The 23841-nt window shown below is 61.9% G+C and carries 21 protein-coding genes and 1 tRNA gene; 13 read left to right on the top strand and 9 right to left on the bottom strand.

The window, feature by feature from the left end; translation table 11 throughout:
• Positions 1–3: 3 nt before the first annotated feature.
• From FHT69_RS33495 to FHT69_RS33470, 6 genes are all read left to right on the top strand, one after another.
• Positions 4–963 (top strand): carbohydrate ABC transporter permease, encoded by a 960-nt coding sequence (locus FHT69_RS33495; RefSeq protein WP_028758429.1) that lies wholly within the window; start codon positions 4–6, stop codon positions 961–963.
• Positions 956–1843 (top strand): carbohydrate ABC transporter permease, encoded by an 888-nt coding sequence (locus FHT69_RS33490; RefSeq protein ID WP_028757923.1) that lies wholly within the window; start codon positions 956–958, stop codon positions 1841–1843. The genes FHT69_RS33495 and FHT69_RS33490 overlap by 8 nt, the downstream gene beginning before the upstream one ends.
• A complete protein-coding gene (locus FHT69_RS33485; RefSeq protein ID WP_028757924.1) occupies positions 1843–2940 on the top strand; it encodes a Gfo/Idh/MocA family protein in 1098 nt (365 codons plus the stop codon). Before FHT69_RS33490 ends, FHT69_RS33485 begins: the two co-directional genes overlap by 1 nt.
• A gap of 25 nt (positions 2941–2965) precedes the next feature.
• Positions 2966–4042 (top strand): ABC transporter ATP-binding protein, encoded by a 1077-nt coding sequence (locus FHT69_RS33480; RefSeq protein WP_029868036.1) that lies wholly within the window; start codon positions 2966–2968, stop codon positions 4040–4042.
• Positions 4043–4105: 63 nt separating this feature from the next.
• The gene (locus tag FHT69_RS33475) at positions 4106–4981 is read left to right on the top strand and encodes a phosphotransferase (protein ID WP_183845621.1); all 876 of its coding nucleotides are present in this window, start codon (positions 4106–4108) and stop codon (positions 4979–4981) included.
• The gene (locus FHT69_RS33470) at positions 4982–7432 is read left to right on the top strand and encodes an FAD-dependent oxidoreductase (protein WP_028757927.1); all 2451 of its coding nucleotides are present in this window, start codon (positions 4982–4984) and stop codon (positions 7430–7432) included.
• A gap of 9 nt (positions 7433–7441) precedes the next feature.
• On the opposite strand, the gene FHT69_RS33465 is transcribed toward FHT69_RS33470, so the two are convergent.
• Together FHT69_RS33465 and uxaC are read right to left on the bottom strand one after the other, a co-directional pair.
• Positions 7442–8899, bottom strand: a complete 1458-nt coding sequence (locus tag FHT69_RS33465; RefSeq protein ID WP_047619818.1) for a mannitol dehydrogenase family protein — start codon at positions 8897–8899, stop codon at positions 7442–7444.
• Positions 8896–10311 (bottom strand): glucuronate isomerase, encoded by a 1416-nt coding sequence (gene uxaC / locus FHT69_RS33460; RefSeq protein WP_029868032.1) that lies wholly within the window; start codon positions 10309–10311, stop codon positions 8896–8898. The genes FHT69_RS33465 and uxaC overlap by 4 nt, the downstream gene beginning before the upstream one ends.
• Before the next feature lie 180 nt (positions 10312–10491).
• Here uxaC and FHT69_RS33455 point away from each other — a divergent pair, with 180 nt between their 5' ends.
• Complete coding sequence (locus tag FHT69_RS33455; protein WP_028757154.1) at positions 10492–10701, top strand: SlyX family protein; 210 nt, start codon at positions 10492–10494, stop codon at positions 10699–10701.
• 57 nt (positions 10702–10758) lie between these two features.
• Here FHT69_RS33455 and FHT69_RS33450 read toward each other — a convergent pair whose 3' ends face one another.
• Complete coding sequence (locus tag FHT69_RS33450) at positions 10759–12240, bottom strand: NAD-dependent succinate-semialdehyde dehydrogenase (protein ID WP_047619844.1); 1482 nt, start codon at positions 12238–12240, stop codon at positions 10759–10761.
• A gap of 66 nt (positions 12241–12306) precedes the next feature.
• Positions 12307–13587, bottom strand: a complete 1281-nt coding sequence (locus FHT69_RS33445) for a 4-aminobutyrate--2-oxoglutarate transaminase (RefSeq protein ID WP_183906589.1) — start codon at positions 13585–13587, stop codon at positions 12307–12309.
• Between the two features lie 170 nt (positions 13588–13757).
• Here FHT69_RS33445 and FHT69_RS33440 point away from each other — a divergent pair, with 170 nt between their 5' ends.
• The 3 genes from FHT69_RS33440 (at position 13758) to FHT69_RS33430 (ending at position 17219) form a co-directional block, all read left to right on the top strand.
• Positions 13758–14567, top strand: a complete 810-nt coding sequence (locus FHT69_RS33440) for a MerR family transcriptional regulator (RefSeq protein WP_028757151.1) — start codon at positions 13758–13760, stop codon at positions 14565–14567.
• Positions 14568–14821: 254 nt separating this feature from the next.
• On the top strand, positions 14822–15448 hold the full coding sequence (locus FHT69_RS33435) for a ribonuclease D (protein WP_028757150.1): 627 nt from the start codon (positions 14822–14824) through the stop codon (positions 15446–15448).
• A 226-nt stretch (positions 15449–15674) separates the two neighbouring features.
• Positions 15675–17219: a hypothetical protein gene (locus tag FHT69_RS33430; RefSeq protein ID WP_183906588.1), complete on the top strand. Its 1545-nt coding sequence runs from the start codon at positions 15675–15677 to the stop codon at positions 17217–17219.
• A gap of 76 nt (positions 17220–17295) precedes the next feature.
• Here FHT69_RS33430 and rpsA read toward each other — a convergent pair whose 3' ends face one another.
• The 3 genes from rpsA to aroA all read right to left on the bottom strand — a co-directional run bounded on the left by rpsA (position 17296) and on the right by aroA (position 21251).
• Entirely contained in the window at positions 17296–18999 is a 1704-nt protein-coding gene (rpsA, locus tag FHT69_RS33425) for a 30S ribosomal protein S1 (protein WP_028757934.1), read from the bottom strand.
• A gap of 172 nt (positions 19000–19171) precedes the next feature.
• Positions 19172–19819: a (d)CMP kinase gene (gene cmk, locus FHT69_RS33420; RefSeq protein ID WP_183906587.1), complete on the bottom strand. Its 648-nt coding sequence runs from the start codon at positions 19817–19819 to the stop codon at positions 19172–19174.
• 73 nt (positions 19820–19892) lie between these two features.
• Positions 19893–21251, bottom strand: a complete 1359-nt coding sequence (gene aroA / locus FHT69_RS33415; RefSeq protein ID WP_183906586.1) for a 3-phosphoshikimate 1-carboxyvinyltransferase — start codon at positions 21249–21251, stop codon at positions 19893–19895.
• A gap of 276 nt (positions 21252–21527) precedes the next feature.
• On the opposite strand from aroA, the gene FHT69_RS33410 reads away from it, so the two are divergent.
• A complete protein-coding gene (locus tag FHT69_RS33410; RefSeq protein ID WP_028757143.1) occupies positions 21528–21911 on the top strand; it encodes a TIGR02300 family protein in 384 nt (127 codons plus the stop codon).
• 150 nt (positions 21912–22061) lie between these two features.
• Positions 22062–22137, top strand: a tRNA-Ala gene (locus FHT69_RS33405).
• Positions 22138–22291: 154 nt separating this feature from the next.
• Here FHT69_RS33405 and FHT69_RS33400 read toward each other — a convergent pair.
• Together FHT69_RS33400 and FHT69_RS33395 are read right to left on the bottom strand one after the other, a co-directional pair.
• Entirely contained in the window at positions 22292–22624 is a 333-nt protein-coding gene (locus tag FHT69_RS33400; RefSeq protein ID WP_028757144.1) for an ArsR/SmtB family transcription factor, read from the bottom strand.
• 124 nt (positions 22625–22748) lie between these two features.
• A complete protein-coding gene (locus FHT69_RS33395) occupies positions 22749–23306 on the bottom strand; it encodes a threonine transporter RhtB (RefSeq protein ID WP_028757145.1) in 558 nt (185 codons plus the stop codon).
• Positions 23307–23434: 128 nt separating this feature from the next.
• On the opposite strand from FHT69_RS33395, the gene FHT69_RS33995 reads away from it, so the two are divergent.
• The gene (locus FHT69_RS33995; RefSeq protein ID WP_210304419.1) at positions 23435–23653 is read left to right on the top strand and encodes a hypothetical protein; all 219 of its coding nucleotides are present in this window, start codon (positions 23435–23437) and stop codon (positions 23651–23653) included.
• Positions 23654–23841 lie beyond the last annotated feature (188 nt).

The raw sequence follows: 23841 nt of genomic DNA, 5'->3' as shown, positions 1-23841 counted from the left end.
CGTATGAGCAATGCGATGCGCACGCCCGCAGGGGCCATAAATGTGGAAAGATATCAGGGGGCCGTGGCCGAAGGACGTTTCAGGCGTCTCTGGAACGCCAATGCTCCCGGCTATCTCTTCCTTCTTCCATGGCTCATCGGCTTTTTCGGGCTGACGCTCGGGCCGGCCCTGATTTCGCTCTACCTCTCCTTCACCGACTTCGACATGCTGCAGTCGCCGAGGTGGGTGGGAATAGCGAATTACGTGCGCATCGCCACGGCGGATCCGAAATTTTCGGCCGCCATGCACGTCACCTTGACCTATGTCGTCTTCTCCGTCCCGTTCAAACTGACCTTCGCCTTGCTGGTCGCCATGGCGCTGAACCGCGGCCTGCGCGGGTTGCCGATCTATCGCGCCATCTTCTATCTCCCCTCGTTGCTGGGCGGCAGCGTGGCGATCGCCGTGCTCTGGCGTCAGCTTTTCGCCAGCGATGGCCTCGTCAATGCCGCGCTCTCGCATTTCGGCATCGAAGGTCCGAGCTGGATCTCGCATCCGAACTATTCGATCTACACGCTGGTGGCACTGTCGGTCTGGCAGTTCGGCTCGCCGATGATTATTTTCCTGGCTGGCCTGCGCCAGATCCCGCAGGACATGTATGAGGCGGCCAGCCTCGACGGCGCCTCGAAATTCCGGCAATTCTACAAGATCACCCTGCCGCTTCTGACGCCGGTGATCTTCTTCAATGCCGTCGTCCAGACGATCGAAGCCTTCAAGGCCTTCACGCCGGCCTTCATCATATCAGGCGGCACGGGCGGCCCGATCAACTCGACGCTGTTCTACACGCTCTACCTCTATCAGGAAGCCTTCGGCAATTTCCGCATGGGCTATGCCTCGGCGCTTGCCTGGATCCTGGTGGTGATCATCGCGATCTTCACCGCTTTCTCCTTCCTGACCTCGCGTTATTGGGTGCACTACGATGACTGAGATGACCGCTTCCGTCACTGCGGCCAGGCCGCCATCGGATATCAACAAACGCAGCCTGCCGGGGTCGCTCATCATCCACGCCCTGCTGATCGCCGCGTCACTTCTCATGCTCTATCCGCTGTTGTGGATGGTTTCGGCATCGGTCAGACCGGAAAACGAGATCTTCTCCTCGACCTCGCTTATCCCGTCGTCGATCGATCTCTCCTCCTATGCGCGCGGCTGGGTCGGCCTCGATGTCAGCTTTGGCCGGTTCTTCTGGAATTCGCTCGTCATCTCGCTGCTGGTGGTGACCGGCAATGTTATCGCCTGTTCGCTGACGGCCTTCGCCTTTGCGCGGCTGCGTTTTGCCGGCCGGAACTTCTGGTTCGCGATCATGCTCGGCACGCTGATGATCCCCTATCACGTGACGCTGATCCCGCAATATGTGCTCTTCCTCAACCTCGGCTGGGTGAACACCATCCTGCCGCTCGTCGTGCCGAAGTTCCTGGCAAGCGATGCCTTCTTCATCTTCCTGATGGTGCAGTTCTTCCGCGGCATCCCGCGCGAACTCGATGAGGCGGCGATGATGGATGGCTGCAGCGCCTGGCGCATCTACTGGAAGATCATGCTGCCGCTGTCGCTGCCGGTGCTGGCGACGGCCGCCATCTTCTCCTTCATCTGGACCTGGGACGATTTCTTCGGTCCGCTGATCTACCTGAACGACATGAACACCTATACGATCCAGCTCGGCCTGCGCACCTTCGTGGATTCCACCAGCGCATCGGATTGGGGTGGCCTGTTCGCCATGTCGACTCTGACGCTGGTGCCGGTCTTCTTCTTCTTCCTGTTCTTCCAGCGCCTTCTGATCGAGGGCATCGCCACGACGGGCATGAAGCGCTGATGGCGGCAACGGGAAAGAACGAGATGAGCATCAGGACGGTCGCGATTGTCGGCTGCGGTATCGGCCGCTCCCATATCGTCGAGGGTTATCTGCCGCATGCAGACAAGTTCAAGGTCGCGGCAATCTGCGACCTGAATGAACAGCGTCTGGCGGCCGTCGGCGACGAGTTCGGCATCGAACGGCGTACCACCTCCTTCGCCGAGCTGCTCGCCGACGACACGATCGACATCATCGATATCTGCACCCCGCCGGGCATCCATCTGGAGCAGGTGGTCGCCGCGCTCGCCGCCGGTAAACATGTCGTTTGCGAAAAGCCGTTGACCGGTTCGCTTGCCGGCGTCGATACCATCATGGAAGCGGAAAGGAACGCCAAAGGCGTGCTGATGCCGATCTTCCAATACCGCTATGGCGACGGTATCCAGAAGGCCAAGCGGATCATCGACGCCGGTATTGCCGGCAAAGCCTATACGGCCTCGGTCGAAACCTTCTGGCTGCGCAAGCCGGAATATTACGCCGTGCCCTGGCGCGGCAAATGGGCGACGGAACTCGGCGGTGTGCTCGTCACCCATGCCCTGCATCTGCACGACATGCTGATGCATCTCATGGGTCCGGCGGCAAGGGTCTTCGGCCGCGTCGCCACCCGCGTCAACGATATCGAGGTCGAGGATTGCGCCTCCGCCAGCCTGCTGATGGAAAACGGTGCCTTCGTCTCGCTGTCCTGCACGCTGGGTTCACAGGAACAGATGAGCCGGCTGAGGCTGCATTTCGAGAATGTCACTTTCGAAAGCACCCACGAGCCCTACACACCAGGCAAGGATCCCTGGAAGATCATCGCCGCGAATGATGACGTGCAGGAAAAGATCGACCGGGTGGTCGGCGACTGGCAGCCGGTCGCGCCGCGCTTCACCACCCAGATGGGCCAGTTCCATGCCTTCCTCAGCGGTCAAGGACCGCTGCCGGTGACAACGACGGACGCGCGCCGCGCGCTGGAACTCGTCACCGCCATCTACCAGTCTTCCGACAGCGGCGCTGAAGTGCCGCTGCCGGTCGGTCCCGACAGTCCGAAATACGCCGATTGGCGCGCAAGAACGAAGTAACCGGCAAAAGAGAGGTTTTGAGAAGATGGCAACCAGTGTCGTTCTTCAGAAGGTCGAGAAGCGCTATGGCTCGCTGGACGTGATCCATGGCATCGACCTGACGATCGATCCCGGCGAATTCGTCGTTTTTGTCGGCCCCTCGGGCTGCGGAAAATCGACCCTTCTGCGCATGATCGCCGGTCTCGAGGAGATCTCGGGCGGCGCGTTGCTGCTCGACAGCGAGCGCATGAACGAAGTGGCGCCGGCCAAGCGCGGCATCGCCATGGTCTTCCAGTCCTACGCGCTCTATCCTCATATGTCGGTCTATAAGAACCTCGCCTTCGGCCTGGAGACGGCGGGTTACAAGAAGGCCGATATTCAGCCGAAAGTGAAGCGGGCCGCCGAGATCCTGCAGATCGAGAAGCTCCTGGAGCGCAAGCCGAAGGCGCTCTCCGGCGGCCAGCGTCAGCGTGTCGCGATCGGCCGCGCCATCGTGCGCGAGCCGCGTATTTTCCTGTTCGACGAGCCGTTGTCGAACCTCGATGCCGAACTGCGCGTGCAGATGCGCGTCGAAATCTCCCGCCTGCACCGCAGCCTCGGCAACACGATGATCTATGTCACCCATGACCAGGTCGAAGCCATGACGATGGCGGACAAGATCGTGGTGTTGAATTCCGGCCGCATCGAGCAGGTCGGCGCGCCGCTCGATCTTTACAACAACCCGGCCAACCGCTTCGTCGCCGGTTTCATCGGCAGCCCGAAGATGAATTTCCTGAAGGCCCGCATCGAGCAGGTCGGTGAGACCGAAACCAGCATCCATGTCTGCGGCAATTCCGTCCATCTGCCGCGCCGGTTGAAAGGCGCGGTCGGACAGGATGTCACCTTCGGCATCCGCCCCGAGCATCTTTCGCTGACCGAAGGCGCTATCACGCTCTCGACCGTCAATGTCGATCTCGTCGAAAACCTGGGCGGCGCCACCATGCTCTACACCACGACGCCGGACAGCCAGCTTCTGACTGTCGCGCTTGATGGCCAGCAGAAGGTGGAACGTGGCACCAATGTGAAGACCTTCTTCGATCCGGCCCGCTGCCACGTCTTCGATGCCGCCGGCAAGACGATCTAAGCGCTGCTTGACATAGGATCCTCCTCTGCCCATCATTTCGGAAGGGGCTGTAGGGGAATAAGCATGACGCCTGAAGATAGGATTCATGCGCTTGGCATCTGGCAGGGCCCGATCGATATTTCGCCGATAGCAGGCGGCATCACCAACAGGAACTACCTGGTCAGCGATGCCGTCGCGCGTTGCGTCGTCAGGCTCGGCACCGATATCCCGATCCATCACATCAGCCGGCAGAACGAGCTTGCCGCAAGCCGTGCGGCGCATGCCGCCGGTATATCGCCTGCCGTCATCCATCATTCGCCGGGCGTTCTGGTGCTCGAATATATCGAGGCGAGAGCGCTTTCGCCTGATGATATCAGGAGGCCGGAAACGCTCGCCCGGGTCGTGCCGCTGGTGCGCGCCTGCCACCGCGACATCGCCCGGCATTTCCGCGGCCAGGCGATGATCTTCTGGGTCTTTCACGTCATCCGCGATTACGCCGCCAATCTGAAGGCCGCGGGCAGTGCCTATCTGCCTCTGCTGCCGGCGCTGGTCGGCCGGGCTGAGGCGCTGGAAGAAGCGGCAGGGCCTTTCGAAATCGCCTTCGGCCACAACGACCTGCTGGCCGCCAATTTTCTCGACGACGGCAAGCGGCTCTGGCTGATCGACTGGGATTATGCCGGCTTCAACACGCCGCTTTTCGATCTCGGCGGATTGGCCTCCAACAATGAGCTCCCGCAAACGGCAGAACACACGATGCTGGAGACCTATTTCGACCGGCCGCTGACCGATGATCTCAGCAGGCGCTATGGCGCGATGAAATGCGCTTCGCTGCTGCGCGAGACGCTCTGGAGCATGATTTCGGAAATCCATTCCAGCATCGATTTCGACTATGCCGCCTATACGGCCGAAAATCTCGCGCGTTTCGAACGCGCCTATCAAGCCTTTGAACAGGATCAATAAATGACGAGGGAATTACCGAAGACGGCGAAAGCCGTGGTCATCGGCGGCGGCATCATCGGCTGTTCGACAGCCTATCATCTCGGCAAGCTCGGCTGGACCGATACCGTCCTGCTGGAGCGCAAGAAGCTCACCTCGGGCACCACCTTCCATGCCGCCGGCCTCGTCGGCCAGCTGCGCACCAGCGCCAACATCACCCAGCTTCTCGGTTATTCCGTCGATCTCTACAAGCGGCTGGAGGAGGAGACCGGCCTCGGCACCGGCTGGAAGATGAATGGCGGCCTGCGCCTTGCCTGCAACGAGGAGCGCTGGACCGAGGTCCGGCGCCAGGCGACCACCGCCCAGTCCTTCGGCCTCGAAATGCAATTGCTGACGCCGCAGGAAGCATTCGATCTCTGGCCGCTGATGACAACGGACGATCTCGTCGGCGCCGCCTTCCTTCCCACGGACGGCCAGGCCAATCCCTCCGACATCACCCAGGCGCTGGCGAAAGGCGCCCGCATGTCAGGCGTTTCGATCTTCGAGGACACCGAAGTCATCGACCTGGAAATCGACAAGGGAAGGATCCGCGCCGTCGTCACCGCTGAGGGACGCATCGAATGCGAGCGCGTCGTCGTCTGCGCCGGCCAGTGGACGCGCGCCTTTGCCGCCCGCTTCGGCGTCAACGTGCCGCTGGTCTCCGTCGAGCATCAATACATCATCACCGAATCCTTCGGCGTGCCCTCCAACCTGCCGACCCTGCGCGATCCCGATCGCCTGACCTACTACAAGGAAGAAGTCGGCGGCATCGTCATGGGCGGCTATGAGCCGAATCCCATTCCCTGGGCGCAAAACGGCATCCCCGACGGCTTCCACTACACGCTGCTGGACAGCAATTTCGATCATTTCGAGCAGATCATGGAACAGGCGCTCGGCCGCGTTCCGGCACTGGAAAATGTCGGCGTCAAGCAGCTGCTGAACGGCCCGGAAAGCTTCACGCCGGATGGCAACTTCATTCTCGGCGAGGCGCCGGAGCTGAAGAATTTCTTCGTCGGCGCCGGCTTCAACGCCTTCGGCATCGCCTCGGCCGGCGGCGCCGGCATGGCGCTTGCCGAATGGGTGACGAAGGGCGAACCGCCCTATGATTTGTGGCCGGTCGATATCCGCCGCTTCGGCCGTCCGCATTTCGATACCGACTGGGTGCGCACCCGCACGCTCGAAGCCTATGGCAAACATTACACCATGGCCTGGCCGTTCGAGGAGCATTCGAGCGGCCGCCCCTGCCGCAAATCGCCGCTTTACGACCGGCTGAAGGCGCAGGGCGCCTGTTTCGGCGAAAAGCTCGGCTGGGAGCGGCCGAACTGGTTTGCCGATCTCTTCGCCAACGAGGAGCCGAAGGATGTCTACAGTTATGCCAGGCAGAACTGGTTCGACGCCGTCGGCCGCGAGCACAAGGCGGTGCGTGAAGCGGCCGTCATCTTCGACCAGACCTCCTTTGCCAAATTCGTGCTGAAGGGCAGGGATGCCGAGGCAGCGCTCTCCTGGATCGCTTCCAACGATGTCGAAAGGCCTGTGGGATCGCTCATCTACACGCAGATGCTCAACGACAAGGGCGGCATTGAATGCGACGTGACGGTCGCCCGCATCGCCGAGAACGAATATTACATCGTCACCGGCACCGGTTTTGCTACCCATGATTTCGACTGGATCGCCCGCAATATACCGGCAAAGATGCATGCCGAGCTGGTCGACGTCACGTCAGCCTATTCGGTGCTGTCGCTAATGGGACCGAATTCGCGCGCCGTGCTGGAAAAGGTGACGGGCAGCGACGTCTCGAATGCGGCCTTCCCCTTCGGCCGGGTCAGGACCATCGGCATATCAGGCTGCCCGGTGCGGGCGCTGCGCATCACCTATGTCGGCGAGCTTGGTTACGAGCTGCATATTCCCGTTGAATATGCGACGACGGTCTATGACGTGCTGATGGCATCAGGTGGCGAATTCGGCCTGGTCAATGCCGGCTACCGCGCCATCGAGAGCTGCCGCCTGGAAAAGGGCTATCGCGCCTGGGGATCGGATATCGGTCCCGACCATACGCCTGTTGAAGCCGGTCTCGGTTGGGCGGTGAAGATGCGCAAGGCCATTCCCTTCCGCGGCCGCGAAGCGATCGAACGGCAGCTTGCAGGCGGGGTGAACAAGCGCCTTGCCTGCTTTGTTCCCGAAAATGCCGATACCGTGTTGCTCGGCCGTGAAACGATATATCGCGACGGCAAGCGCGTCGGCTGGCTTTCGAGCGGCGGCTTCGGCTACACGCTGGGCAAGCCGATCGGCTATGGCTATGTCCGCAGCCCCGAGGGGGTGACCGAGGATTTCGTCCTCTCCGGCACCTATGAGCTCGATGTCGCGCGGGAGCGTATCCCCTGCAAGGTGTCACTGTCGCCGCTCTACGATCCCGATATGGCGCGTATCAAGGCGTAGCGGGGGAGTCTAGAACAGCGGCAACCTATCGTCCTGGATCAGAATCTCCAGCTTGTCGGAGACATCCTGCGTCCACGCCCGGTGTCCTGTCAAAGCCGCCGGGAAAAGTCCAGGAAGGGTGAAGAGTGCCGCCGAAATCGCCAGACCGGTGCGCGGGACATCGGCGATGAGGGCGGCGATCTCAGCCGCACGGGGATCGCGCAACTCGTAGCGCTCGCCGTTGCCGTGTTCGCCGATCGCATAGCGCATCCACGCCGCAACGGCGATCGCATAGGTCTCCGCCCGGTCGCCATGCGAAAGCGCCTCGCATGCCGGTTCCAGCAGCCGCTGCGGCAGTTTCTGCGTGCCGTCCATGGCGATCTGATAGGTGCGATGGGCGATCGCCTTGTTTGCAAAGCGGGCTATCAATTCATTGGCGTAGGCATCGAGATCGATACCGGGCACAGCGTCGAGCGTTCTCGCAGCCGCATGCATGTGGCGGTAGGCGAGGGCCGCCAGGCCGGCATCGTCCATCACGTCGCGGATGAATTCATAGCCGCCGATATAACCGAGATAGGCGAGCAGCGAATGCGCGCCGTTCAGCATCCGCAGCTTCATCTTCTCGTAGGCGGAGACATCTTCGACCATCAGCGCACCGTGCACCTTTTCCCAGGCCGGCCGGCCATTGGCGAAATGGTCTTCGATGACCCATTGCGTAAAGGGTTCGGTCTCGATCGCCGCCATATCCGTGCGGCCCGTCAGCCGCTCTGCATCGGCATAGGTCGCGTCCGTGCTGGCCGGCGTGATACGGTCGACCATCGTGGAGGGGAAGGGTACATTCGCTTCGATCCAGCGATGCAGGTCGGGATCGATGCGGGAGGTGAATTCCAGCACGAGGCGTTTCAGCACGGCGCCGTTGCTCGGCAGGTTGTCGCAGCTCAGCGGCGTAAAGGGCGCTATGCCCTTCTTCCGCCGGCGTGCCAGGCCTTCGACGAGATAGCCGATGACGCCCCGCGGCGCATGCCGGTTGGCAAGGTCGGCGACAATATCGGGATGCTTCAGGTCGAGGCCACCCGTCGCAGGATCGAAGCCATAGGCCTTTTCCGTCACCGTCATGCTGACGATGCGGATATCAGGGTCTTCGAGCCGCGCCAGCAGGCCGGCCGGATCGCGCGGCGCCACATGCGCCTTCAGGATCGGCCCGATCACCTGCGCCGTCGTGCCTGACGTATCGCGGATCAGCATCGTATAGAGGCCATTCTGGGCAGTCAGATTATCCGCGACGTCAGGCGTGCGCAGGCTTGCCACTTCGATGCCCCAGTCACCGCCCGCGGCCGAGAGCGCATCATCCGTGAAGGGCGCGAAATGCGCGCGGAAGAATGCGCCCGGCCCGAGATGCAGGATGCCGCTCTTCAGCCGGCTGCGGTCATAGGCGGGAAGCTTCGCCGTCGGGGCGAGGCCGGAAAGGGTCTGCAGTCGTTCGCTCACAGCTTGTAGGCCTTCTTCGCATTGCCATAGGAGAGTTCGCCCGCGACGATCTCGGCGTCCCGTTTGGAAATCCGGTGCTCGGCGGCGAGCTGGGCGAGGAAGCGGCAGACTTCGCGGCGCCACACATCATGCCGCGCTGGGATCGACAACAGCGCGCGCGTATCATCGTTGAAACCCGCCATATTGGCAAAGCCTGCCGTCTCGACGACCTGGTCGAGATAGCGCCTTATGCCGTTCGGGCTGTCGTGGAACCACCAGGGCGGGCCGATCATCAGGCAGGGCCAATGGCCGACCATCGGCGCCATCTCGCGCGCATAGGTCGTCTCGTCGAGCGTGAAGAGCAGCACCCTGAGCCCCGGCGCATGGCCGTATTTGGAAAGCAGCGCATTCAGGCCGCCGACCCAGTCCGTGCGTGTCGGGATATCAGCGCCCATATTGGGGCCGCGCGCCGCAAAAAGCCCGCTGTCGGTATTGCGTCGGGAGCCGGCATGGATCTGCATCACCATGCCGTCTTCGGCCGAAAGCCCGGCCATCTCCGTCATCATCAGGCCGCGGAAGAGTTCGGCGTCTGCAGGCGAAAGCGGTCCCTTCAAGGCCTTGTCGAGCAGCGCCTGTTTTTCCGCAAGCGGCAGATCCGCGGTAAAGGCGGTGGGCACGCCATGGTCGGTCGCGGTGGCGCCGAACTGGCGGAAATAGGCGCGCCGGCGGCGATGCGCCTCGACCAGGCCGTCCCAGCGCGTTACGTCGGCGCCGGTGATCTCTCCGAACTTGACGAGATTGTCGCGGAAGCCGACGGCGTCGGGATCGGTGATGCTGTCCGGCCTGTAGGTGGTGCGCACCTTGCCGATCCAGCCGTCCGCCGCCATCTTCTGGTGATGCGCCAGCGGGTCGAGCGCGCCTTCGGTCGTCGCGATCGTTTCGATGCCGAATCGCTGATGCAGCGCCCGCGGGCGGAATTCAGGAAGAGCAAGCTGAGCATTGATATGGTCGTAGAGCGCATCGGCATTGTCTGGTGTCAGCGGCTCGGTGCAGCCGAGCACGGCCGACATCGCATGATCGACCCAGATGCTGGAAGGCGTCCCGCGGAAGAGATGGTAATGCGCGGCAAAGCTCCGCCAGATCGCCCGCCCCTCAGCCACCGGCTTGCCGTCGAGCCGCGGCACGCCGAGTTCGTCCAAAGTGACGCCGACGCTGTGCAGCATCCGGAAGAGATAGTGATCGGGAATGACCAGCAGCGAGGCCGCGTCTTCGAAGGGCTTGTCGTCGGCAAACCAGGAGGGTTCGGTATGCCCGTGCGGGCTGACGATCGGAAGGTTGCGCACTGTCTCGTAGAGGTCTCGCGCGATGGTCCGTGTTGCCGGATCAGCCGGAAAAAGCCGGTCCGGATGAAGAAAGCCGTTCCCTGCATCCATCAGTATTCCTCCCTGGTGGATAAGGGCCTACCCCACAACATCAGGCACGGCAAGGTCTTTTAGTAACCAAACGGTTCAGTTTTGCGCATGGCTGCATTGGGCATGGAAAGCATTGACGAGGTGGCCTATTTCCGCTTTGGGAGAACCATCTGTTCTGCCGGTTTCGGCAAAGGAGGATCGATGTCCGACGAGACGAACCGCATCACCCGGCTGGAAGAAATGCTGGCCTACCAGGCAAAGACGATCGAAGAGCTTTCCGATCAGCTCGCCGAGCAATGGAAGACGGTGGAGCAGATGCGCACCAAGCTCGACCGGTTGACCGAACGCTTCCTGTCGCTGGAGGAGCAGTCGCTGGAAGCTCCTGGTATCACCCGTCCGCCGCATTATTGACGACACGCGGCTGAATGCCGCGTGTCCCAGTGCTTCTTGTATCGTAGATGACCCGGATCAGACGCCGCCGATGCAGAGATATTTCATTTCCAGATAATCGTCGGCGCCGTGACGCGAGCCTTCGCGGCCGAGGCCGGATTGCTTGATGCCGCCAAAGGGCGCCGTCTCCGACGACATCAGGCCGGTATTGATGCCGATCATGCCGTATTCCAGCGCTTCCGCCACCCGCCAGACCTTCTTCAGGTCACCGGCATAGAAATAGGCGGCAAGACCGAATTCCGTATCATTGGCCTGGGCGATAACATCCTCGACCGTCTCGAAACGGAAGAGCGGCGCCACCGGCCCGAAGGTTTCCTCGCGCGCCACCTTCATGCCGCGCGCCACACCGGTCAGCACCGTCGGCGCAAAGAACGTGCCGGCGCCGTCGATGCGCTTGCCGCCGATCAGCACCTTGGCGCCCTTGGCAAGCGCGTCGCTGACATGGTCTTCCACCTTGGCAAGGCCCTGCTCGTCGATCAGCGGCCCGATCAAGACACCCGGCTCGAAGCCGTCGCCGACCGGCATCTCGGCGACCTTGGCGGCGAGCTTGGCCGCAAAGGCGTCATAGACGTTCGACTGGACGTAGAGGCGGTTGGCGCAGACGCAGGTCTGACCTGCATTGCGGTATTTGGAGGCGATCGCGCCCTCGACGGCGGCGTCGAGGTCGGCATCGTCGAAGACGATGAACGGCGCGTTGCCGCCGAGCTCCAGGCTCACCTTCTTGATCTGGTCGGCACACTGCCGCATCAGGATGCGGCCGACTTCCGTCGAGCCGGTGAAGCTGATCTTGCGCACCTTTTCATTGCCGCAGAGCTCGCGGCCGATCGCCGGGCCGTCGACGCCGACGATGACGTTGAAGACGCCTGGGGGAATACCGGCCTGCTCGGCGAGCACGGCAAGGGCGATCGCCGTCAGCGGCGTCTGTTCGGCGGGCTTCGACACCGCGGTGCAGCCGACGGCAAGTGCCGGCGCGATCTTGCGGGCAATCATCGCCGCCGGGAAATTCCACGGCGTGATCGTGCCGACGACGCCGACCGGCTGCCTGATGACGATCATGCGCTTGTCTTGGGAAGGCGCGGGAATCGTCTCGCCGTAGATGCGCTTGGCCTCTTCCGCATACCATTCGATATAGGCCGCGGCATAAAGGATCTCGCCGCGCGCTTCCGGGAACGGCTTGCCCATCTCGGCGGTCAGGATCGCCGCGAGCTCGTCGGCATTGGCGACCATCAGGTCGAACCATTTGCGCAGGAGCGCGCTGCGCTCTTTGGCTGGGCGGGCAGCCCAGGTCGGTTGGGCGGCATGCGCTGCATCGATCGCCGTCCGCGTCTCGCCCGCACCCATATCGGGCAGCGAAGCGAGCAACTCGCCGGTTGCCGGGTTGAGCACGTCGAAAGTCTTCGTGGCATCGCCTGATGTCCAGACGCCGTTGATATAGCCGGCATCGCGCAGCAAGGGCGAGGAGAAGGGAACGTGCCTGGTCAGTGCAGTGGTGAAAGCCATGTCATATCCTCCTGGGGAGTGCGGCTGCCGGTGGCCGGCAGCCATTGAAATCCGGTTCCGGTGCGCTTAGCTGGCCGCGCTCGCTTCCAGTATCGAGGCCTCGAGAATGTCGAGCGCCTCGCCGAGGATTTCGTCCCGGATGGTGATCGGCGCCAGGAAGCGGATGACGTTTCCGTGGGTGCCGCAGGTGAGCAGGATCAGCCCCTTGTCGAGCGCGATCAGCCGCACCCGGTTGGCGAAATCAGCACTCGGCAATCCCGTCGTCCGGTCATTGAATTCGACGGCGTTCATGAAGCCCGGCCCGCGGATATCGACGATCTCGGGCACCGTATCGCGCAGCGATTCCAGTCGCTGCTTCAGCCGGCCTCCGAGCTGGTTGGCGCGGTTGCAGAGATCTTCGTCCTTGATGACGTCGAGCACGGCATGGGCGGCTGCGATCCCCAGCGGATTGCCGCCATATGTGCCGCCAAGCCCGCCCGGCCCCGGCGCATCCATGATCGCGGCGCGGCCGGTGACGGCGGCGAGCGGAAATCCGCCGGCCAGGCTCTTTGCCATCGTCGTCAGGTCGGGCGCCACCTCGTGGTGATCCATCGCGAACATCCTGCCGGTGCGGGCAAAACCGGTCTGCACCTCATCGGCGATCAACAGGATGCCGTGTTGGTCGCAGAGTTCGCGCAGCGCCTTCATGAAGGCACCGGGCGCCGGGTAGAAACCGCCTTCACCCTGGACCGGCTCGATGATGATGGCCGCGACGCGCTGCGGATCGACATCGGCGGCGAAGAGTTTCTTCAGGGCTGCCAGCGACTGGTCGACCGTGACGCCGTGCAGCTCGACCGGAAAGGGAACGTGGAAGACATCGCCCGGCATCGCGCCGAAACCGACCTTGTAGGGCACGACCTTGCCGGTCAGCGCCATGCCCATGAAGGTGCGGCCGTGGAAGCCGCCGCCAAAGGCGATGACCGCCGAGCGGCCGGTTGCCGCACGTGCGATCTTGACGGCGTTCTCGACCGCTTCGGCCCCCGTCGTGACAAAGATCGTCTTCTTCTCGAAGTTGCCCGGCACCAGTGCGTTCAGCCGTTCGGCGAGATGCACGTAGCTTTCGTAAGGCACCACCTGATGGCAGGTATGGGTGAAGCGGTCGAGCTGGTCCTTGACCGCGGCGATGACCCGGGGATGGCGGTGGCCGGTGTTGAGAACGGCGATGCCGGCGGCGAAATCGATGTAGCGGTGGCCTTCCTTGTCCCAGATCTCGGCGTTCTCTGCACGATCGGCATAGATCTGGGTCGTCATGCCGACGCCGCGTGAAATGGCTGCGTTCTTCCGGTCCGTAAGGCTTGTCGCGGTCATCGATGCGCTCCTGCGCTGAAAAGGGGCTTGAGAACTATCTTGCATAAATTCTGCAAGACATGTAGAAAACTCCTACATTTTTCCTGCAAGAAAACAAGTGGGATTTTTTGCTTCAAACATCACGCCTTTTGATGAATGCTCGCGGGCGATTGGAATCAGGGATATTTCGGATGGGTGACAACGGACCTGTGCGCTACAAGGTGGCGGAGGCCGCGCGGCTGGCGGGCGTTTCGGCCTCGACCTTGCGCCTCTGGGAAAGCCAGGGTCTGCTGGTTCCCGGCCGTTCGCAAACCGGCCATCGGCAATACAGCGCCGACGATGTGGCGCGGCTGAAGCGCATCTCCTGGTATCGTGTCGAACGTGGCCTCAATCCCGCGGCAATCCGGGAGGCGCTGGAGAGCGAGGAACCTTCCGCCGATGGCGCCGAGGCGAGCCAGGATTCCGGCATCGGCCGCAAGCTGCGCAGCCTGCGCCATGCGAGCGGCAAGACGCTCGATCAGGTCGCCGGCGACATCGGCGTCACCGCGTCGACGCTCTCGACGCTGGAGCGCACCTCGCAGGGCGTGAGCTTCAAGACGCTGCACGATCTCGCCGAATATTACGGCACCACCGTCTCGCGCCTCTCGGGCGAGGAGCGCGCGGACGTGCCGACGCTGGTGCGCGCCGGCGAATGGCGGACATGGCCGGAAACGACGCCCGGCGTCACGGTGCAGCTCCTCGCCGAAGGCCGCAGGATGATGGACTGCCATCGTTTCGTGCTGGCGCCCGGTGCCGCCAGCGAAGGCGCCTATCGCCACGAGGGCGAAGAATTCATGCATGTCCTGTCCGGCCGGCTGGAACTGGTGCTCGACAGCGATCAGTTCTTCGATCTTGGCCAGGGCGATTCACTTTATTTCGAAAGCCGACGTTACCATTCTTGGCGTAATCGCCATGATGGTGAAACCGTGATTCTCTGGATCAACACGCCGCCGACATTCTGACCGCTGCACGAAGCGGAGATTGAAGATCAAAAGAGTAGAGCGTCCTTTGCGCGTCCGAGAGGACGGGAGGGCTCTGCGGCAGGAAAGCGGTTTCGCATTCTGCACCTTTGCGCTATAGCGCTGCTGCATAATTGCTTAAATCGGCATGGATTTAAGGATAAATTATACAGCCATTCAAAGCGCTACAGCGTCCTTTGCGCGTCTGAAAAGACGCACCGCGCTGTAGAGGATGCATTCGAACGAAAGATTGTCTCATGGCGGCTACCATACGTTATCACGAAGGCGATATTTCCGCGGCCGATGCCGCCCGCTACACTGGCGCGGTCGCGATCGACACCGAAACGCTCGGCCTGGTGCCGCGCCGCGATCGGCTCTGCGTCGTCCAGCTTTCGCCGGGTGACGGCACTGCCGACGTTATCCGTATTGCTGCCGGCCAGAAGCAGGCTCCCAATCTCGTCGCTCTGCTCGAAGACCCCACCCATCAGAAGATCTTTCATTACGGCCGTTTCGATATTGCCGTGCTATTCCATACTTTCGGCGTCACGACGAACCCGGTTTTCTGCACCAAGATCGCCTCGCGCCTGAGCCGGACCTATACGGATCGCCACGGCCTCAAGGACAATCTCAAGGAGATGCTCGACGTCGATATCTCCAAGACGCAGCAATCTTCCGATTGGGCGGCCGCGACGCTGTCCCCGGCCCAGCTCGAATATGCCGCTTCCGATGTGCTTTATCTGCACGCGTTGCGCGACAAGCTGACGGAACGCCTGATCCGCGACGGCCGCTTCGACCATGCGACGGCCTGCTTCGCATTCCTGCCGACCCGCGCCAAGCTCGACCTGCTCGGCTGGGAAGAGGCCGATATCTTCGCTCATAGCTGAGCGATTCATTCTTCGACAGGTGACCAAGGACCGTGGGCATGTTTGCCTGCGGCCGTTATCGATTCGTTAACGCCTCTTTCCTAAAATTCCAGTTAATATTTATGCATTCGATGACGCGAGAATGCGTCATGCGGACAGGAGGATCTGCTGGGATGCAAGGGGACCGGATGAGCGCGGTCCTTTTATAGAGCCTGCTTTCATCGTCACTTTGCGAAAGGAGCATGCCATGTTGACTCCCGTTCGTGCAGCGTCCAATGCAAGCTTTTCGTCCCAAGGCCAGACTGCGGCGATCGTCGCCGGTGGTCTCGGTCGTTCAGTGATTGCCCCCGCGCCTGTCAACGCCGTCGAAGCGGCTGATCTCAATTCCGCCATTGCCGGCAAGCTCAATATTCTGCTTCTGGCCGCGCGCGAGCGTATGGTCGAAGCGCTTTTCGATGTCATCGATGCGGCAGGCCGCTCGATCTCGCTGGATCGCGGCGAGGACGAGACCAATCTTGCCTTTGCCTCCCGGCTTGCCGATGCCATCCGGCGGCTGCTGGCTGTCAGGATCGACGAGGTCGAGCGCCAGCTGACCGATGAGGGCCATAGCCTGCCGTTGCGGATGATCGCCGAAGCCCTGAAGAACCCGGCAGGCCCGGAAGCAGCCCGCATCGTCGCCTATCTGGAAATCATCCGCTACAAGGATCGCGACCTCGCCGCCCGCGCCGTCGTCCGCTCTTATGGCCAGAACGACGCTTCGCCGATGCGCGCCGAAACCCGTCCCGAGATCCAGCTGCATGAGGACAGCCTGCCTGCCGCCATGCGCCAGCCTGCGGAAAAGGCGCCTGTGCAAGCCGATCCGCTGATCGAGGCCGCAACTTCGGCGACTGCCGAGGAAGCGGTCATCGCCGAAGCTGTGGAAGCTGCCGATCCGGAAACGCCGCAGGCTGCAAACCGGGCTCAGTCCGCCCCGGCGACGACAAGCGAGGTAGCACCGAAAAAATCGGCGCCGCAGGAGATCGAAGACCGGCAACCGCTGTCGACGAATGCCGCAGCGGCCGACGACGCGCAGGAAACGCCGGCGCCGCCTGCCATCCAACCCCACGCGACATCGGAAAAAGTCGATCCTGTCATTCCGAAGAACTGGACAGGCATTGTCGCCTCCATGACCGGAGAAGCCTCCGAGATGATCGCCACCATCATCCGCGAGCAGGACGTCGAAGCCCTGCTGGAGGATGTCCCCGTCGAGGCGGCGGTGGAGATCGATACGATCCTCGATGACGCCGTGATCAGCGATGCGACCGAGACCTTGACCCGGCAGCCGGCCGAATTCGTCGCTCCCGATGCTCGCCAATCCGCAGCGCTCCACCCCTCGCAGATGGATATCGAGAGCGCGGTCGCGGTCGCCCGTCAGCCGAAAGAAATCGCCGCGCAACCGCAAATCATCCCGATGTCCGAGACCGTCGAGGCTTCCTATATGCCGCTGGCGGCAAAGATGCCGGAGGGGTTTGCCTATGCCCAGCTGCCTTACCAGTTCGCCAAGGATACGCCACCGAACGAGACGGCAGGCGAAACGCATCACCAGCATCAGCACCATCGCGACGACGCGTCCGAGGATCAGCAGCAGGCGCAGTCCGGTGGCGAGGATGCCGAGCCTGATGCCGAAGAAACCGAGGCAGCGCCCGGGCGAAGAACGCCAAGGATGATCGATGCCGAGCCGTCCGTTTATCAGGCAGGCACGGCTGCCGACCCGGTCTATGCGCTCTATCAGCGCATGGTCGGCTGGGAATAAGATTTCTATCGCCTGAAAATGAAGAACCCGCCGGATCGCTCCGGCGGGTTCTTCAATTCAGAGGCGGATGCGAGGCTTATTCGCCGCCGCGGTTCTTCAGGGCTGCGCCCAGGATGTCGCCGAGCGAAGCGCCGCTGTCGGACGAACCGAACTGGGCGACGGCTTCCTTCTCTTCCGCAATCTCCAGAGCCTTGATGGACAGCATGATCTTGCGGTCCTTCTTGGAGAAGTTGGTGACGCGGGCATCGAAGACCTGGCCGACCGAGAAGCGCTCGGGGCGCTGCTCGTCGCGGTCGCGAGCGAGGTCGGCGCGGCGGATGAAGGAAGTGATGTCCTCGTGGTTGACGAGCTTCACTTCGACGCCGCCGTCGTTGACTGCGATGACTTCGCAGGAAACGACTGCATTCTTGCGCAGGTCGCCCGATGCAGCGGCTTCGCCGACCGCATCCTTGCCGAGCTGCTTGATGCCGAGCGAGATGCGTTCCTTCTCGACATCGACGTCGAGAACGACGGCCTTGACGACGTCACCCTTGTTGAACTCCTCGATGACCTGTTCGCCCGGACGGTTCCAGTCGAGGTCGGAGAGGTGCACCATGCCGTCGACATCGCCGTCGAGGCCGATGAACAGGCCGAATTCGGTCTTGTTCTTGACTTCGCCTTCGACTTCAGTGCCGGCCGGATGGCTGCGGGCGAATGCTGCCCACGGATTTTCCAGCGTCTGCTTGAGGCCGAGCGAGATACGGCGCTTGGACGGATCGACTTCGAGAACGACGACTTCGACTTCCTGGCTGGTGGACAGGATCTTGCCGGGGTGAACGTTCTTCTTGGTCCAGGACATTTCCGAGATATGGATCAGGCCTTCGATGCCCGGCTCCAGCTCGACGAATGCACCGTAGTCGGTGATGTTCGTGACGGTACCGGAAATCTTCTTGCCTTCCGGATACTTGGCCTGGATGCCATCCCACGGATCGCTCTCGAGCTGCTTCATGCCGAGCGAGATACGGTGGGTTTCCTGGTTGATGCGGATGATCTGAACCTTGACCTGCTGGCCGATGTTCAGGATTTCCGACGGATGGTTCACACGGCGCCATGCCATGTCGGTGACGTGCAGCAGGCCGTCGATGCCGCCGAGGTCGACGAACGCACCGTAATCGGTGATGTTCTTGACGACGCCGTCGACAACCTGGCCTTCTTCGAGGTTCTGAACGATTTCAGAACGCTGTTCGGCACGGGATTCTTCCAGAACCGTACGGCGCGAAACCACGATGTTGCCGCGGCGCTTGTCCATCTTGAGGATTTCGAAGGGCTGCGGGTTGTGCATCAGCGGAGTGACGTCGCGGATCGGGCGGATATCGACCTGCGAACGCGGCAGGAAGGCGATCGCACCGTCGAGGTCGACCGTGAAGCCGCCCTTGACCTGGTTGAAGATCACGCCTTCGACGCGCTCGCCGGCTTCGAACTTGGCTTCGAGCTTGATCCAGCTTTCTTCGCGGCGAGCCTTCTCGCGCGATAGAACGGCTTCGCCAAGCGCGTTTTCGATGCGCTCGACATAAACTTCGACTTCGTCGCCGACCTTCAGCGAACCGTCCTTGGCGCGTGCGCCGAATTCCTTGAGCGCGATGCGGCCTTCAACCTTGAGGCCGACGTCGACAACGGCGACGTCCTTCTCGATGCCCGTGACGATGCCCTTGGTGACATAGCCTTCGGCCAGGTCGTTCTTGGCAAAGGACTCTTCGAGAAGAGCCGCGAAATCCTCGCGGGAGGGGGTAGCTACTGACATAAAATCTCCTGCGTGCCCTAAACGGAAGCGGACACGTATGCGCCGGTTGGTTTGCGTTGAACGGGCCTGAACCCAGTCCGCCCTCTCTCGAAGGCAATCCGGCGCTTGGACGGAATTTCAGGCTGCTGCATTAGAAGCGATCCGTGCTCAGAGCACGCAAAATCGCTTGAATTTAGGCATTTCGGCTCAAGACCGCATCGATGATCGATTGAGCGGCATGAAACGCGGCCTCTATACTCATTTCCGACGTATCAAGCAAGTGCGCATCGACCGCTGGTTTCAAAGGGCTGTCGGCCCGTCCCATGTCACGTTCGTCGCGCCGCTTGACGTCCTCGAAAATCGCATCGAAATCCGCCGTCGCCCCCTTGCCGAGGATCTCGTCGTAGCGGCGTCTCGCGCGAACCTCGGGCGACGCCGTCACATAGAGCTTCACTGGCGCATCGGGGCAGACGACCGTGCCGATATCGCGCCCGTCGAGCACCGTCCCCGGCGCTTTCGCCGAAAACCGCCGCTGCGCCTCGACCAGCGCCCGGCGCACCGCCGGCATGACGGCAATCTTCGAGGCGGCTTCGCCGATCTCATGTTTGGAAAGTATATCGCGATCCAGTCCGGCGAGTTCAACCTCGCGCGCGATCTTTTCCGCCACCGCCTCGTCGTCGAGCGGCAGGCCGGCGTCGAGCAGCGCCTTGGCCGTGGCGCGATAGGTGAGGCCGGTGTCGAGATGATGGAAGCCATATCGCTCGGCGATAAGGCGCGAAAGCGTACCCTTGCCGGCCGCCGCCGGGCCATCGATGGCGATGATGAAAGTCTTGGTTGTCATGCGATCAATCCTGCGGCAGCGCATGGGAACGGCAAATGAGATCGTCTTTGCGGAAATGCGGGGCGTTGGTCCATCACTGCGGCACCTCCTCGATCTTTGCTCCAAGGCCGGCCATCAGCTGCATGAATTCCGGAAAGCTGGTCGCGATCATCGCCGCGTCGTCGATCGTCACAGCATGCTCCGATGCAAGCCCCAGAACAAGGAAGCTCATGGCGATGCGATGGTCGAGATGCGTGCTGACCTTGCTACCTCCAGCGCTGCCGAGGCCCTTGCCGTCCGGCCGGCCGCGGACGATCAGAAAATCCTTGCCTTCGTCGCAGTCGACGCCATTCAGCTTCAGGCCGTCGGCGACGGCGGAAAGGCGATCGGATTCCTTGACGCGCAGTTCCTCCAGCCCCTTCATCACGGTCGTGCCCTCGGCGAAACAGGCAGCAACCGCGAGGATGGGATATTCGTCGATCATCGACGGCGCCCGTTCTTCGGGAACGGCCACACCCTTCAGCTCGGAATGGCGCACGCGCAAATCCGCCACGTCCTCGCCGCCGGCAAGACGCGCATTCAGCACCTCGATGTCGGCCCCCATCTCCTGCAGTGTCAGGATCAACCCCGTGCGGGTCGGGTTCATCAGCACGTTGACGATGGTGATATCGGAGCCGGGCACGATCAGCGCCGCAACAAGTGGGAAAGCGGTGGAAGACGGATCGCCGGGAACGTCGATCACCTGGCCCGTCAGCCGGCCGCGGCCTTCGAGCCGGATCGTGCGGATGCCGTCCGCGTCGGTCTCGACGGCAAGGGCGGCGCCAAAGCCCTGCAGCATCTTTTCGGTATGGTCGCGCGTCATTACCGGCTCGATGACCGTGGTGATGCCAGGCGTATTGAGACCGGCAAGCAGGACGGCCGATTTCACCTGGGCGGAGGCCATCGGCACGCGATAGAGGATCGGGCTTGGGGTTCCCGGGCCTCGCAGCGTCACCGGCAGCCTGTCGCCCTCCGATGCGCTGACCTGCACGCCCATGTCGCGCAGCGGATTGAGCACGCGGCCCATCGGCCGTTTCGAAAGTGAGGCGTCGCCGATGAAGGTGGAGTGAAAGTCGTAAGTGCCGACGAGGCCCATGGTCAGCCGCACCCCGGTGCCGGCATTGCCGAAATCGAGCGGCGCGTCAGGCGCAAGCAGCGCACCATTGCCGGTGCCCTCGATCACCCACTCTTCGCCTTGCTTGCGAATCCTGGCGCCCATCGCCTGCATCGCCCGGCCGGTATTGATCACATCCTCGCCTTCGAGCAGGCCGGTGATCCGCGTTTGCCCGGAAGCAAGCCCGCCGAACATGAAGGAACGATGCGAGATCGATTTATCGCCCGGAATGCGGACGCGGCCCGTAAGGCCGGCGGATTTGCGGGCGGTGGCGGGCCTGGGCGCAGAGCCGTGAAGCATGGCGCAATCCTTTGCAAACGCAGTCTATTTTTACAGCAGGACACGCTTGGCCGGTCGCAATCCTCGCCCGGTTCTGTGGCTGCCGCGGCTCGTTAACATAAACGCGCCGGGCGGTCATCCGTCGGCGCGGGGAAAACCCCGCAGGGCGTTCATAAAGTTTGGCTTTGACATGGGAAGCCACAGCGATTAAGGGGACCGGCTTATAAATTCCGATGGAACGCCGGCTTGATCGGCATTTGCCGAATCTCGAATTCGGTCATTCTCACGAGGCTTATAGTGGCGAAAGCGGAACTTGGAACCAAGCGTACCGATCCGGAAACCGGCAAGAAGTTTTATGATCTGAACCGGGATCCGATCGTCTCTCCTTATACCGGCAAGTCCTACCCTCTGTCTTTCTTCGAGGAAACCTCGGCGATCGCCGAAGTTGCCGAGGAAGACGAGGTGGCGGAAGTCGATACTGAAAACACCGAAGTCGAACTGGTTTCGCTTGAGGATGCCGATGACGCCGCCTCTGGCGACGACATCCCGGATATCGGCGATGACGATGTTGAAATCGAAGGCGACGACGACGACGATACCTTCCTCACGCCTGACGAAGACGATGACGATGATGACATGAGCGACATCATCGGCGTGACCGGCGACGACGACGAAGTTTGACGATTGCATTTCGGCCCGGCGAGGAAAAAATTCTCCGGGCCGGATTTTTTAGGCTTGCTATCTCCGGAAACCGGAAGTAATAAGCCGCCACTCCGCAGGGCACGCCCTGAGGAGCATCCCAGGACCGGCCCTGCGCCGGACCACCTTGATGGGGCTATAGCTCAGCTGGGAGAGCGCTTGCATGGCATGCAAGAGGTCAGCGGTTCGATCCCGCTTAGCTCCACCAAACTCGTTAGCCAACCGATCTTCAATGTAAAGCTGTGGCCCGTAGGGCTTTGTTCCATTCAACCGAAGGGAACGGACCATCGAACCCTGGATCTAACAGCTAGGCTGCGGCTGACTCCCTTGGCAGGATCGAGGCTCCGGCCGATCGCCGATCTTCACGCGGCCTCTGGGCAGAAGTCCGAGAAGCCGAACATCGACGTCTGCAGTCCGTCGGGAAACAATATGCCGTTGAGGAGAGAGACGGCTTTCTCGCTTCGATGGCTGGCGAGCGAATAATAGATCGTTTGCGATTCGCGGCGCGCCTTGACGACCTGCTGACGTTTCAGCACGTTCAGATGGTGCGATAACGCCGACTGGCTGAGCCCGACACTTGTGGCGAGCTCCGTGGCTGAGATCTCACCCTTGGCCAGCCTCCGCAGCACCGATAAACGGCTGGCATTGGCGAGCGCGGAAAAATAGTCCGCCAGTTCACGGTCATTGACGATCATCGCCTGCCTCCTCTGGACACGAATGTACATTAGCGGCGCGCAAGACAGGCTCATTGACCTAACGCAAATCTCATAGCGAGAAGGCCGCGCTTGGCATGATGTATTCGCGGTATCCTTGGTGCCGTCAAAATGCACTGAGGGTCAGCGCGGCCGAGAACACCAGCAGGGTTGCGGATCCGCATCGCCGGGCCAGCAACGGCATTTCCTTTTCGCTTCCAAGAACAATTCTGCCTGTCGACAGCCAGATCAAGGATGCGAAAAGGACGACGAAGGCGAGCGCCGCGGTGGCGTCTATCCCAGACACCTCCTGCGCGGAGGGCATCATCGTAAGCCCGATGATAAGCGCCTTGGGATTCAACAGCGTCGTGATCGCCAACTGCCGTACTGTCACAACCTCGGTGGGACTGGATCCGGAGCCCCAGAGCCGTAGCGCGAGGTAGAATACCCAGGTTGCTGAGGCAAGCTTGACACCTTGCGCGACCAGAGGGTGCTGGTGGAGAAAAGGACCGGCCAGGCCGGACGCCGGAACGACAATGGCAAGATAGGCGGCGACCACCGTACCAAGCAGCATGATCGCGCGCCCGGCGGTCAGACCCTGAGAGGCCATCGCCAATATCGCGTTGGTCGGCCCAGGCAAAATGAGAAGCGCAAAAACGCCGGCTGCGAAAGGGAAGAGATGCACTGCTTTGGTCCCTCGGTTCCGTCCGCTTTTTGCATGGTCAGCCACGTCAGTCGTTGACAAAGATCAGTCCGCGGCCGGAACATTCTCGTGGCCTGGCCGTTGGCATGAGCTAACTCTGAGGTGCCGCCATGCCTCGCATGATCAGCTTCATACTCACTCGATTGGCCACGGGCTTTGCAATTGGATGCGCCACAGGATTCCTGGTCTGGCAGAACGGTTTTTTGTCCTCCAGCGCCGCGGCAGGCACTCTTGAGAATTACCTTGCCCAAGGGCTGTTCATGTATCTCTTCGCGAGCACAATAAGCATGGGCTACCTGTCCACAGCTCTTCTGCTGGAAGAGGATTAGCCGCTTAATCCCCATCAAAAGACCCCCGGCTTTTGTCGCGGTGTCCGATAGTCGCTGAGGATAGGTCCCCGCTCAGGCAACCATCCGCGCCAATGCACAGCGCGACCAGAGCGAATGCAGCGCCTCGACCAGATGGGCGATATCGGCATCGGAATGCAGCGGGGTCGGCGTGATGCGCAGCCGTTCGG

Origin of the sequence: Rhizobium sp. BK008, assembly GCF_014197345.1 — a bacterium.
In the GTDB taxonomy this organism is placed as follows: domain Bacteria; phylum Pseudomonadota; class Alphaproteobacteria; order Rhizobiales; family Rhizobiaceae; genus Rhizobium; species Rhizobium anhuiense.
The sequence above is the reverse complement of the archived record's forward strand: the minus strand, read 5'-3'. Positions and strand labels throughout refer to the sequence as shown.

Bases quoted from the DNA above. Each gene is read 5' to 3' on its own strand.
- FHT69_RS33495 (WP_028758429.1), top strand. From the start codon at position 4: ATGAGCAATGCGATGCGCACGCCCGCAGGGGCCATAAATGTGGAAAGA.
- FHT69_RS33490 (WP_028757923.1), top strand. From the start codon at position 956: ATGACTGAGATGACCGCTTCCGTCACTGCGGCCAGGCCGCCATCGGAT.
- FHT69_RS33485 (WP_028757924.1), top strand. From the start codon at position 1,843: ATGGCGGCAACGGGAAAGAACGAGATGAGCATCAGGACGGTCGCGATT.
- FHT69_RS33480 (WP_029868036.1), top strand. From the start codon at position 2,966: ATGGCAACCAGTGTCGTTCTTCAGAAGGTCGAGAAGCGCTATGGCTCG.
- FHT69_RS33475 (WP_183845621.1), top strand. From the start codon at position 4,106: ATGACGCCTGAAGATAGGATTCATGCGCTTGGCATCTGGCAGGGCCCG.
- FHT69_RS33470 (WP_028757927.1), top strand. From the start codon at position 4,982: ATGACGAGGGAATTACCGAAGACGGCGAAAGCCGTGGTCATCGGCGGC.
- uxaC (WP_029868032.1), bottom strand. From the start codon at position 10,311: ATGGATGCAGGGAACGGCTTTCTTCATCCGGACCGGCTTTTTCCGGCT.
- FHT69_RS33455 (WP_028757154.1), top strand. From the start codon at position 10,492: ATGTCCGACGAGACGAACCGCATCACCCGGCTGGAAGAAATGCTGGCC.
- FHT69_RS33450 (WP_047619844.1), bottom strand. From the start codon at position 12,240: ATGGCTTTCACCACTGCACTGACCAGGCACGTTCCCTTCTCCTCGCCC.
- FHT69_RS33445 (WP_183906589.1), bottom strand. From the start codon at position 13,587: ATGACCGCGACAAGCCTTACGGACCGGAAGAACGCAGCCATTTCACGC.
- FHT69_RS33440 (WP_028757151.1), top strand. From the start codon at position 13,758: ATGGGTGACAACGGACCTGTGCGCTACAAGGTGGCGGAGGCCGCGCGG.
- FHT69_RS33435 (WP_028757150.1), top strand. From the start codon at position 14,822: ATGGCGGCTACCATACGTTATCACGAAGGCGATATTTCCGCGGCCGAT.
- FHT69_RS33430 (WP_183906588.1), top strand. From the start codon at position 15,675: ATGTTGACTCCCGTTCGTGCAGCGTCCAATGCAAGCTTTTCGTCCCAA.
- rpsA (WP_028757934.1), bottom strand. From the start codon at position 18,999: ATGTCAGTAGCTACCCCCTCCCGCGAGGATTTCGCGGCTCTTCTCGAA.
- cmk (WP_183906587.1), bottom strand. From the start codon at position 19,819: ATGACAACCAAGACTTTCATCATCGCCATCGATGGCCCGGCGGCGGCC.
- aroA (WP_183906586.1), bottom strand. From the start codon at position 21,251: ATGCTTCACGGCTCTGCGCCCAGGCCCGCCACCGCCCGCAAATCCGCC.
- FHT69_RS33400 (WP_028757144.1), bottom strand. From the start codon at position 22,624: ATGATCGTCAATGACCGTGAACTGGCGGACTATTTTTCCGCGCTCGCC.
- FHT69_RS33995 (WP_210304419.1), top strand. From the start codon at position 23,435: ATGCCTCGCATGATCAGCTTCATACTCACTCGATTGGCCACGGGCTTT.